Annotated in this window: 8 protein-coding genes; 5 read left to right on the top strand and 3 right to left on the bottom strand. The window is 61.7% G+C overall.

Going from position 1 to position 12,024, the window contains the following annotated elements:
* Positions 1 to 33 precede the first annotated feature (33 nt).
* Positions 34 to 2,214 carry a LysM peptidoglycan-binding domain-containing protein gene (locus HY696_10750; GenBank protein MBI4238873.1) on the bottom strand — a complete coding sequence of 727 codons (2,181 nt, stop codon included), beginning with the start codon at positions 2,212 to 2,214 and terminating at the stop codon, positions 34 to 36.
* Between the two features lie 118 nt (positions 2,215 to 2,332).
* On the opposite strand from HY696_10750, the gene truB reads away from it, so the two are divergent.
* Entirely contained in the window at positions 2,333 to 3,280 is a 948-nt protein-coding gene (gene truB / locus HY696_10745) for a tRNA pseudouridine(55) synthase TruB (protein MBI4238872.1), read from the top strand.
* A 108-nt stretch (positions 3,281 to 3,388) separates the two neighbouring features.
* Positions 3,389 to 5,599, top strand: coding sequence for a hypothetical protein (locus HY696_10740; GenBank protein MBI4238871.1), 2,211 nt, complete (start codon positions 3,389 to 3,391; stop codon positions 5,597 to 5,599).
* A gap of 158 nt (positions 5,600 to 5,757) precedes the next feature.
* On the opposite strand, the gene HY696_10735 is transcribed toward HY696_10740, so the two are convergent.
* Positions 5,758 to 7,272: a hypothetical protein gene (locus HY696_10735; protein MBI4238870.1), complete on the bottom strand. Its 1,515-nt coding sequence runs from the start codon at positions 7,270 to 7,272 to the stop codon at positions 5,758 to 5,760.
* Between the two features lie 328 nt (positions 7,273 to 7,600).
* On the opposite strand from HY696_10735, the gene HY696_10730 reads away from it, so the two are divergent.
* From HY696_10730 to HY696_10720, 3 genes are all read left to right on the top strand, one after another.
* Positions 7,601 to 7,819: a type II toxin-antitoxin system prevent-host-death family antitoxin gene (locus tag HY696_10730; GenBank protein ID MBI4238869.1), complete on the top strand. Its 219-nt coding sequence runs from the start codon at positions 7,601 to 7,603 to the stop codon at positions 7,817 to 7,819.
* The gene (locus HY696_10725) at positions 7,806 to 8,165 is read left to right on the top strand and encodes a type II toxin-antitoxin system VapC family toxin (protein MBI4238868.1); all 360 of its coding nucleotides are present in this window, start codon (positions 7,806 to 7,808) and stop codon (positions 8,163 to 8,165) included. The genes HY696_10730 and HY696_10725 overlap by 14 nt, the downstream gene beginning before the upstream one ends.
* A gap of 80 nt (positions 8,166 to 8,245) precedes the next feature.
* Positions 8,246 to 10,519, top strand: a complete 2,274-nt coding sequence (locus HY696_10720) for a thrombospondin type 3 repeat-containing protein (protein MBI4238867.1) — start codon at positions 8,246 to 8,248, stop codon at positions 10,517 to 10,519.
* Between the two features lie 56 nt (positions 10,520 to 10,575).
* Here the strand turns inward: HY696_10720 and ftsZ are convergent, their stop codons facing one another.
* Positions 10,576 to 11,976, bottom strand: a complete 1,401-nt coding sequence (ftsZ, locus tag HY696_10715; protein ID MBI4238866.1) for a cell division protein FtsZ — start codon at positions 11,974 to 11,976, stop codon at positions 10,576 to 10,578.
* Positions 11,977 to 12,024: the final 48 nt, after the last annotated feature.

The following is a 12,024-nucleotide window of genomic DNA, read 5'->3' as shown; positions in this document are numbered from 1 at the left end:
CTGAATCACCACATCGATTTTGCAAACAATCCCTTACGACGAGACTCTGATCGTGATCATTTGGCCGGGTTTGAGGGTGTTGTGGCTGAGTTGGTTCCACTGTTTAATTTGGTGCGGCGTCACTTTATAGACTTTGGCCAGATCCCAGATCGTGTCGCCACGCCGCACTTTGTGCATAATGTGGCGGCCCTTCGCCGGACTGCGGACCCAACTGGCGTTCGCGACAACGGTGGAGCTTCGCGGAGCGGCCGTCGCCGCCACCGGAGTGGCGGGCGTCACCGGAGCACTCTTGCCGGTCTTCACGACTAACTTCTGTCCCGGCCGCAACGCCCCAGCCTTTCCGAGCCGGTTCATTGTTTTCAGCTCGGCCAACGAAACACCATAGCGCTTCGCGATCGCGCCGAGCGTGTCGCCACGACGGACCAGATGTGTCGCGCCGCGTGCGCTGCTCGCCACGGTGGGCGCTGCCGTCCGCGCCGCATTGCCGGTGGGCGATAATCGCAGCCGCTGCCCAATCTTCAGGCCGCCATTGTTTAATTGATTCCAGCGCCGCAGATCCGCCACGGTCACCCCTTGGCGGCGTGCAACGGTGGCCAACGTGTCGCCGCTGCGCACCACATACGAAGTCGGCAATGGGCGTTGGGCAGTGACCACTTTGATCGGTTCGCGCGGGGCTTCGACACCTGTCGGCGCAGTCCCTTCGGTCGATTCGTTCATCGCCGCAGGCTCGCCATCCGCCGTTGCCGCAGCGGCCACGACCACACTCTCACCCGTGCTCGCCGCCGTCAGCCGCAAACTCTGTCCGATCGTGATCTCTCCTGTTTCCAACGCATTCCAACGGCGCAAATCGGCAACCGCTACGCCGGTGCGTTTGGCAATCCGAGCCAACGTATCGCCGCGCCGCACGGTATAGGCCTCCGCCGTCGCCGCAACTGGGGCCTCGTCCCTCTTTTCGATCGCCGCGATCACTGGTGCCAATCCACGATTGCTGGATTCCGGCGCAGGCGAAGCGACCGAAGTCGTCGTTGCGACCGATTCAATTGGCGCGGCTTCCTCGCCCGCGACTTCTACTTCGATAGTTGCGCCGCTCCGTTTTTTCTGGACTGGGACTTCGAGGACTTCACCCTTTGCTAAACGGCCGTTGGACTTATGGTTGAACGCCAGCAATTTTTCCGTGCTGACCCCATACCGCTTCGCGACGCGGTCGACGGTGTCGCCCTTGCGCGCCCGATACGTCGCCACTTCCACGCGCCGATTCGAGGCAATCTGCCGAAATTCACGCGCGAAACGGCGCGCCGACCCGACCGGCAACTTGAGCGCATAGCGGCCCGGCGGCGTTAGGCCAGAACGAAGTTCGGGATTGAGGTCTTCGACCGTCGAAACCGGCACATTCGCCGCTTCGGCGACGGTTTCCAAGTCGGTCTGCTCATGAATGGTCGCGGTGTCGTATTGCAGCGGGGCTTGATACCGGATGCGGTGGAATCCGAATCGCTCCGGCTGCTTCGCGATAATCGCCGCCGCGATGTACTTCGGGACATACTCCCGTGTCTCGTGACGAAAGACATTGCGCCCTGGCGCCGAGAGTTCCCAGAAATCGTTCGACCCGACGGCGGCGATGGCATTGCGGACACGACCCGGTCCACCGTTATAGGCTGCCATGGCCAAGTACCAATCGCCGAATTCCCGATAGAGATCGGCGAAAAAGTTGGCCGCTTTTTCGACGGCCTTTTCCGGGTCGCGGCGTTCATCGACCCACTGATTAATGCTGAACCCGTAATGGCGCCCGGTGCTCTGGATGAATTGCCACGTTCCCACGGCCGCGGCGTGCGACCGCGCCTGATTGACGAATCCGCTCTCGATCAGCGCAATGTAGACCAGATCTTGCGGCAGGCCTTTGCGGGCCAACGCGGACCGCATCATGTCGATGTAACGACCGGATCGTTGCAACGAACGGTCGAGCCACGGACGCCCCGGACCGGTGAAATAGTCGAGCCAGGCCTGGACCTTTTCGTTCATGACTAACGGGACATCGCCGCGGACGCGCTTATGACGGTGCGAGCGCCCGCCACCGTGGGCATACGATTCCCGTTCCCAATAGTACCGATAGTTGCCTTGGCGAAAATTTCCCGCCGATTTGCTTTGTGACGTGGAACAAGACTGGAGGCAGAGGCCGGCACAACAAGCGGCTAGAATCAAGAAACGACGACGACGCATGTCCACTCCAATTCGCACGAAGAGAACGAGTGATAAAGAACGAAAGGCGTGCAATGATCTCCAAGGTCAGTATAAAAAAACCCGGGGGGACTGTCAAAATGAAAAGGCCGATTTTTCGATGAATCACGCATTTTTTTGCGGCGTCTTATTGGTCGACAAGCCCGCCGGGCCATCCTCCTTTGCGATCATTGCCCGCTTGCGCCAGCTCTTCGCGCAACAGACGGGGCTGCGGCCGCGCGAGCTGCCGAAATTGGGGCACGCCGGGACGCTCGACCCGTTCGCCACGGGATTGCTCCCGATTTTCGTGGGCCCGGCAGTACGACTGGCGGAATATTTTCTCGGGGCCCCGAAGCGCTATGAAGGCGTGATCCGCTTCGGCGCGGCCACCGCGTCGGGCGATTGCACCGATCCGGTGATCCGGACCTCGGCGGTGCTGCCGGCGGCGCGAGCCATCATTCAGACGGCGGCCGATACATTCGTCGGGGACACGTATTGGCAACGTCCGCCGATGCATTCGGCAAAAAAACGGGACGGACAACCATTGTACGTCTTGGCACGCCAGGGTGTGGAGGTCGAACGCGCTCCCGTTGCGTGCACGATCAGCGGTTTTACGATTACTGCCTATTCAGCTCCCGAGGCTCGCTTCCAAGTCGCTTGCAGTGCGGGCACTTATATTCGGGTGTTGGCCCAGGACTTGGCGCAGTCCTTAGGCACGGTCGGGATGCTCACGGCACTGCGGCGAGTCGGTGTGGGCAAGTTCGACGGCGTGGCAGCATGGACACTGGAACAGATCGCCGCCGCGCTGGCCGCGAACCAACCGCTGGCTACGCTCCCGTGCGCCGTTCCGTTCGATCAGCTATTGGACCATTGGCCACGGATCGCGGTCGATGCGGCCACGGCCCGCGCCCTTGGCATGGGACAACAACACGTCCTCGCGTCGCTGCAGTGGCCGGAACAGCCGGCGCCGCACGTGGCGTTATATCATGCCGACGCACTGCTCGCGATTGCAGTGCCCACCGCAGCCGGTTGGCGTTGTGCGCGGGTGTTTACGGCCGCCCGCTCCTGACGGTCGGCCGGAACGCCCCGCGACTTCACAGCGCTTTCTCCTTGCCAACCCGCATGCGGCCTGCTTTGAAGGGCGCTCGCAACCATACCACACTGCCGGAGGACACCCATGGCCGGACCCGCGCTCTTAACCTTTCGCCGCGACGTACTCAACGCGCGCGGCACCATGCCGACGGCCACGTTTACCGATCCGGCGACGACCGAGACAGACCCGGACCGCTTGTATCCGATCGCCACGACCGGGATTAACATCCGCACGCTGTTGCGCGATCTGCAAGCCGGACGACCGCTCGCCATTCCGCCGCAGTTCGGCGATCTGCAGGCCGTGATCCACGACACCTGGATCAAGCGCGGCATCGATGCCGACGGCCGGCCCGAAACGACGGAAGGGTTGTTGTTCCGCACCATCACGATTCCGCGCACGGATGGACCGGCACGCCGGATCGAGTTGTTGCTAGTCGTGCCAATGGCGGCGGATGGCAGCGTCAGTCCGGATCAGATGAAAAGGGCCTCGGTGATCGACGCCGGATTCGACGCCGGGTCGCGGTTTTTGATCGGCGGCATCGGCGTCACGGAACCGGACGACGGAACGGCGACGGTCTTTCAATACACTGCGTATAACGCCGCGACCAAACAGTACGAATCGCGGATGGCCTGGGCCACGAATGAACCGACCGGCGTCGGCGGCGATGTGGCGCACAGCACACGGCTGATTTATTCGATGGCCTTGTGCGCCGATGCCTTCCGCGAGGCCGTCGACGCCACGACGGTGGCGAATCGAATCGACGAGCGCTTGGCGCCCGAGCAGCCGCTGTTGGAACAGTCGGAGGCCAAGGTTTGGAGCGATCTCTTGCGTCCGCTGTACGGCACACTCGAGACGTTGCGCGCCGACGCGCGCTGGACGTCCGCGATGGCGGCGCACGATCCGCGCGCGCTCGACTTGTTGCGCGCGTTCAGCGTGCGTGCGGACAACGATTTGCGCCTGTCCGACACCGACCGCGCCGCCCGTTTAGCGCGCCACACCGCGATCGAAGAGCGTTTTAATGCGCGGATGAAGGACTTCCGTTGGAACGGGACGTTCCTGAATCGCGGCGAGGTCTTCAAACAACTGCGCGCGGAAAAAGATCCGGCGCAGCGCGAGGCCCTGTATCGCCATTTCTTGACCCATTACGGCGCGCTGTATCGTGAACCGGATCACCTCTTCGCGTCTGCGGATTACTTGAACGCGATCACGGCGAAGTATGGACTCGGCAACTATGCCGACGTCGTCTATCGGGATCGCTTCGGATACGACGCCAAGGAATTCTTCGCCCTCGCGGAGCGCTATTTCAAAGACTCGGAGCCGGAGGCCCGCGCGTACGTCGCCATGCTGCAACAGGCGCAACGCAAATTAAATCCGACGGCCGGCGAGACGGTCATGATCCACGACGTGGAGTTTCTCGACGAGACTTGGACACAGCAGTTCGGCGGCGTCACGACGGAGCCGCGGCTGACCGCGCCGCAGGCCCTTGCGGCCGTGAAGGCGTTTTATGCGGAGCTTGGAATCGATCTCGACGCCGCGCCGTGGAACGGGATCGTGCTCGATGCCGCGAAGCGTCCCAACAAGCAAGGCACGCTCGGCGAGGCACTGCCGGCCGATAAAGACCTTTCGTACATCATCATGAATCTGGATGATCGCGGCGTCAGCGTGGAAGAGCTCGCGACCCTGATCCACGAATATCTCCACGGCATTCACTTCCAGGCCGCCCAACAGCGCGGCGGCGAATTTCTCGTCGTGAAAGATCTGTGGGGCGGCCCACAAGATTTCCCGGAAGGGGCCGCGATGGCGTTGCAACATTTACTGAACCATCCGGAGATTGCGACGCGGATCCTCGGTCAATATCCCGGCTTCACACGTCCCTACCTCGAAGCACGGGCGAAAGTGCAGCGCGTGGCTGAAGTGTGGCAGACGCGCCGCCTGTTTATGATCGCGATGCAGGAAATCCTGCTCTACCGCGATCGGCGCGATGACGGCACCGCGTGGCCGTTGGAAGAGCGCCTGGGGATGTGGAATCGGTGGGTGCGCGAGGTGTTGTTCGTCGAACCGCCCCCCGGATTGCTCTACGGCGAGTGGGCGGCCAAGCCGCACCTTTCCAGTAAGGACTACTACTTGTACTACGGCGGCTATCCCGCCGGGACCATTCGCGCGGAACGCGTGGTCGCCAAATATGTGCGGAGCGGCACGACGGCCGAACTGCGCGCCCTCCGCGAACCGTTACTCGCACTGCTCCGCAAAGGTTCGATGATCACCAGCGACGACATCCGCCGCGCGGGGGAGTGAGGGAAGCACCATGCGGGCAGCCAGCCCAGCATGCTACGTTCCTCGCCGGCGATTATATTCATCTGCGCAACCTCGAGCGCCTGCTGGGGAGTTTGGGGTGCTCACTCCCAATGTCGACATGACCTTTGGGGAGCGGGAAGAATAAAAGGCACTGCCGCTCACTCCACCGGCAACACCAATCGCTCCGCGACGCGATGGCCGTCGTAGTCGGTAACATCGACGAAGACTTCCACGGTATTGCGCGCCTCGGGGCGGTCGTCGTGGAATTGAAGATTCGGCAATAGCGGGACACGATAATGCCGAGCGTCGCCATTGCATACGCCCTGCGTACAGCCGCCGGATTGGTCAGAATCGAGATCGGGAGACCAACTTTGATCGAGCGTGTGCGTCTCCGGACTCGTGAGCCGTTCCTCGGCACCTTCCTGGGTATAGGCAAGTACTATCACGGACCCTCGCACGATCTCCGGAAATTCGAGCCACAATTTCCCTTTCCCTTCCGGTTGCTGCGTCTTGCCGTTCAGATTATCGCTCGTCACCGCAGCGACAGTCAGCGGGGTCGGATCGAAAACATACCAGGCCGGGGGGAGATACGTGGTGGACCAAAGACCATCTCGCAATGAAGCCACAAACCCTTCGAGGAGTACGCGCGCATTGGCCGGAATCGCCTGCTCCGGCGTGATTGTTACCACGGTCCCGCTTCCGCTGACACCGACGTGAACGGGAACGCGCACGCGCACGGCGCCTGCATCCGACGCGGAATCCGTCCCATCGTCGTACTGCAGGGTAACAGACTCGGTGTCGATTGTTATCGGATGGCTGTACACCAGGACGATAGGGAGATCCGGCGCCATCACTTTCATCGGGTAATATCCCCCATTGCCGATATACCGTTCGTAACTCCCTCCCACCAGCGTCACATATGCGCTCACTTCTGCACGGAGGAGATTCACGGTCGCGATCGCCGGATCGCGGGTACAGCGCCACGACCTCGTGCCGGTTTGCACGTCATACGATACATCCGCATTTGCGGCCGTCTGGTAAGCCGGGACCGTCAACGTGTACGCTGTATCCAGCGCCAACCCTTGTAATACGGCCTTTCCCTCGGCATCCGTTGCGCCACTGATTTCCACCCATCCGGGCGCGACGGCGAAGACCGTGGCGTCGTTCAATACGGCGCCCTCGCTGGCAACGACGACGGTCACGTCGCAGGTGGTTTGCAGCGTCACTTCGCCGTTGGTGCCGAGCGTAACGTAATAGGGCACCGTGGACGGCTGCACGGAGACAAGTCCTTCGTACGTGGCATATCCGTCGGCACCGATCTGGACGCGATGTTGCCCGGCCGGGACTGCGGCGAGGGAAAGCTCTCCAGCCTCATTGACATCGGCAGTCGCCGGATCGTCTGCAGTACTCGTCCCTTTCAGCACCTCTGTGCCCACATAGACCTTCGCCCACGCGCCGGAGATCCCGGTGTGCGTCGCGGCATCGAGCACTGTCCCACCGATGACACCGGGAGGAGTCAGCGTAGCGGCCTCCTCTGCGGTTTCATTCGCCGCCACGGGAGGGTCCGCCGCCGGCGCGGCTTCCCCGGCCGCCCCACCGCCGCCGCACGCAGCCAACCAACCGACGATGATGAACACCCCACCGCACCGCCACCACGATTGCACTCGTTGCATAGGCATTGCCTCCTTGTTGCCGTTTGCTTCAGCAAGACCGGTGCCATGCAATGGACGCAGGCGGCGCGGCAGTACAAGTGCCGGAATTGGAATGGGATCGTGGCGGCGATGGCCATTGCAGCCCGTTGCTGGTCGTGAGTGTGAACGTTCCACTATTCGAACATCCGGATTGTCATCATGAGACGGGGGCCCGAAGGCCGCCCAGTGCAACCTGGGCGAATAGCATGGCAGGTCATTTCACCCACACAGGTTCGGATACGCGGCTCAGCGCCGACCTGGTCATACTTTATGACTAGACGCGACGTGCCGCCGCGTGTACGATGAATTCATGAAACACATGGGCGCAGCGGAGTTCAAGGCACGATGTTTGGCCGTGCTGGATCGACTGGAACCGGAGGGACTGGTGATTACGAAGCATGGACAACCCGTCGCTCGGCTGCTTCCCATCGCGACGGCCAATGCCCAATTGATCGGGAGTCTCAAGACGAAACTCACGATTCACGACGAGATCTTCTCGACGCAGCAGCGCTGGCATGCTGAATCTTGATACGCACATCCTGCTCTTCGCGCTGCGCGGCGAACTGACCCCGCGCGAGCGCAAGTTGCTGATCGCCAATCCCTGGAGTATTTCGGCGATTGTCCTCTGGGAGATTGCCAAACTTGCACAACTCGGTCGCATCGAAATCGATCTCGATGATCCGTTCGTCATTCGCACCCTCTCAGGGATTCACGTCTGGCCGCTGTCGTTGGAGGTCTGCCAGGCCATCAAGCGTCTCGATTTTCGTGGCGACCCGGCGGACGAAATCATTGCGGCGACGAGTCTCGCCCATCGGATTAAACTCGTCACGCGCGATCGCGTCATCCGCGCCTCCAAACGGACGCCACTGGCATAACGGCAGAGCCGCGATTTTTCTCTCTCCGGGGCGGTTGAAATTGGCATACTGGTTCGGGGTTGCACCTAGAGGAGATCCAAATGAGACATATCTACTTGGTCGTGGGAGCGCTGCTCCCACTGCTGCTTACGGCGGCCTGCAATGACGATACTCCGGCAACTGAGCCGCCGGCACTGGGCGGCGGGGAGTCGGCGACGAATCCGACAGGGAATCAGAAACCGCCGACGGTAGAGACGCCCGGTTCGCCACTCAATGGGGATCAGCCGCCGCCGGCGGCGACCACCCCATCCCCGCCACCGGACACGGTTCCTCCGCCGCTCACGACGACAGCGCCTGGCTCCACAGGAACCGGCGATGGAGGGGGATCGAGTGGCGGAGGTCTCGCGGGTCCCGGTGAGCCCACCGATACCACCCCACCGCCGGACGGCGGAGACATTATCCTGCCACCACCGCCGCCAGCCGATAGCGACGCCGACGGCGTGCCTGATGCCACCGACGTCTGCATCGCGAAGGCGGACCCGAACCAAAACGACCTCGATCAGGATGGCCAGGGAGACGCCTGCGACGACGACACCGACGGCGATAGCGTCGCGAATGCGAGCGACAACTGTCCGCTGGTGGCGAATGCCGAACAATTGGACGGCGACGGGAACGGAACCGGTAACGTCTGTGAGCAAGACGGCGACGGCGATGGCATTGCGGACGGGAACGATAATTGCCCGAGCGTACCGAATGCCAACCAGGGAGACACCGACGGCGACGCGCACGGCAATCCGTGCGATTTGGACGACGACAACGACGGCGTCTCCGACACGCGCGACAATTGCCTGCTCGTGGTCAATGCCAATCAACTCGACGTGGACGACAACGCGATCGGCGATCTGTGCGATCCCGGTATCGTCTGGGTGTCGCCGAATGGCGGCGCCCAGGGGAGCAATGGCACGCTGGCGCATCCGTTCAGCCCATTGCAACTCAGCACAGCCCTCCAGGCCGCCGCAGCAAAGGACAAGAAGGTCTTTCTGCTCGCGGGCGAATACACGCTATCGAGTTTCACGTTAGCCAATGGATTGGCGCTGTATGGCGGTTTCGACTACGCGGTCACGCAGATGACGACCACGCTGACGTCGGATCTGAAGCAACATCCGACCCGCGTGAGCGGAGCCATCGGGAAAACATCATTCATCGAAATCCAAGCGGGGAGCCGCGCGAATCATATCCAGGGCATTGAGTTCGTTCTGCAGCAAACCTCGATGGCAGGCATCATCATGACACAAGGGTTGCGACTGCGGGGCAGCGCGACGATCAAGGACAGCAAGATCCAGGTCAGCAGCGAGTTGACGCCCAACCTCTGTGCGATTTGCATTGAGCCGAACCAAACGGCGACGATCGTGCTGCGCGGCAACCGGATCTCTGCGGAAAAACCGAAGGGTACGATGGGCGATACAGTTGCCATCGGCGGGATGGTCCCGGTGTTGACACCAAAGGCGGGTCTCTCGCTGACGATCGAGGACAACAGCATTCAGGCCAATGATGCTGCGCGAACAAACGGCATTGTGTTCAATACGGCGAATGGCGACCCACAGCAGACGCAGTTCACGATACGGCATAATGAGATCGAGTGCTTCGAAACAACAGCCGAAGCCACTGGATTGTATTTAGCGGGATCCGGCTCCGCGCCAATCGCATTAGCGCATGTCGAACGCAATGCGATCATGGCCAGTAGCAACGGCAATGCGACAGCCGTGCGCTTCCAATCGATCACGGATTTGCGGCTGGCGACCAACGGGATCGCGGCAGGAGGACTAGGGGCGAACGTGTTGAATCTGACCGGACTCCAGATCGAGAACACAGTGCAGGCGCGGATTTACAGCAATACGGTGCGGGTCGAAAATGGAGACACGGTCGTCGGCCTGGCGATAAAAACCAATCAGAGCCCATGGGTCGAGGCGGCAAACAACATTGTCTCTGTGATCGGCGGGGTGGAATCCACGGTGGGCATGATGGTCGGGCTCAGCGAATCCACGGTAGCGGTCCGGCGCAATCTCATTTTCGCTTCGGGCACCAAAGCACACGCCTATTTCGACATGAACACCGGGCTCGAGGCTGAAACGGACACCCAACTTGCCGGGTGGGCAATCGTCCCCGATCCCAACTCGCCGTCGATTTATAATCAAGATCCGCTCTTCGACCCGGAAATGCCGTTTCGTCTGCAACCAACGTCCCCGGCGATTCATCAAGGGTACGATTTAATGCAGCTGCAACCGAGTTGGGGACCAGTGCGGTTGAATGTTGATTTGTTGGGCGAACGGCGCTTGGCCCCATTCGATATCGGTGCCATCGAGACCGTTCCCTAACGACGGCTGCGGCCCTCTCCCCAGACGGGGAGAGGGCGCTGCCGGTGCCTCATGCGTTAATCGGCCTGTCGGCGCAGGAACGTTGGAATATCGAATTGGTCTTCGCGTTGCTCGGACACGCCGACCTCACTCATAATCTCCCGCAGATCCGACATATCGACACGGCGCGGAAGTTCATCGGTCGCGCCGGCCCACGGTTGCCGAACGGTGGCGCCGACCGGGCGCGATTCGACCGATTGCAGGCCGAGCCGCATATCACCGTGTTGCACTTCGCTCGACCAGCCGGCCGTCGCTTGCCGTTCGGTGCCATCCCAAGGACCGCCCCAATCCCGCTCGCGCGCGTTTGGAGTGGCCGACGCGGTCGTGGTGGCCGTCGAGGCCCATTCACTGGCAGGTCCTCGCTCCGTCCGCTCCGCGCGTTCGACACGTTCGGTCCGTTCCCGCCGTTCTCCGCGCGGCGTCTCGAATGTGGTCATCCGCGCGCTCGCGTTGCGTTGCGCCTTCTGACTGAAGCCAGTCGCGATCACAGTGACGCGGATTTCGTCGTCGAGCGTGTCATCGATCACGGCGCCGAAAATAATATTGGCGTCGTCATGCGCTTCTTGCTGGATCAACTTCGAGGCCTCGTTCACTTCATGCAACGTCATGGTTTGACCGCCGGTGACGTTGATCAGAATGCCCGTCGCGCCGCGGATCGAGATGTTTTCGAGCAGCGGACTGGAGATCGCCTTGGTCGCGGCGTCGATCGCGCGATTTTCGCCGCTGCCGCAGCCGGTCCCCATCAGCGCCATCCCCATTTCGCTCATCACCGCGCGGACGTCGGCGAAGTCGAGGTTGATCAATCCGTGCACCGTAATCAGGTTCGCGATGCCCCGCACGGCTTGCAGCAAAACTTCATCCGCCATCTTGAAGGTCTCCAACATCGTGGTCTGCGCATTCGCGATCCCGAGCAATTTTTCATTCGGGATCGTGATCAACGTGTCGACCGCTTCGCGCAGCGCGGCGATGCCGTCGTCCGCCAAGCGCGACCGTCGCTTGCCTTCGAACACGAATGGTTTGGTCACGACGCCGACCGTCAAGGCGCCGCATTCGCGAGCCACTTTCGCGACCACCGGCGCCGCGCCGGTGCCAGTCCCGCCGCCCATGCCGGCCGTGACGAAGACCATATCGGCGCCCATCAGGACTTCGTGCAATTCCCGTTCGCTCTCGATCGCCGCGTTCTTGCCGATCTCCGGATTGGCGCCGGCGCCTAAGCCGCGCGTTAATTCGCGACCGAGTTGCATCTTGCTGCGCGCCATGTTCGCCTTCAGCGCCTGCAAATCGGTGTTGGCGGCGATGAAGTCGACGCCGTCGAGATGGGTGCGGATCATCGTGTTGATCGCGTTACCGCCCGCGCCGCCGACACCGATCACTTTGATCTTGGCCCCTTGTTGCATATCTTCTACGAGTTCAAACATAATGTTCTCCTTTTGCGGTGTGTCGATTACAGGGACTCGCGTCGCCCC

The organism is Deltaproteobacteria bacterium, from assembly GCA_016210045.1.
Classification (GTDB): Bacteria; UBA10199; UBA10199.
The sequence above is the reverse complement of the archived record's forward strand: the minus strand, read 5'-3'. Positions and strand labels throughout refer to the sequence as shown.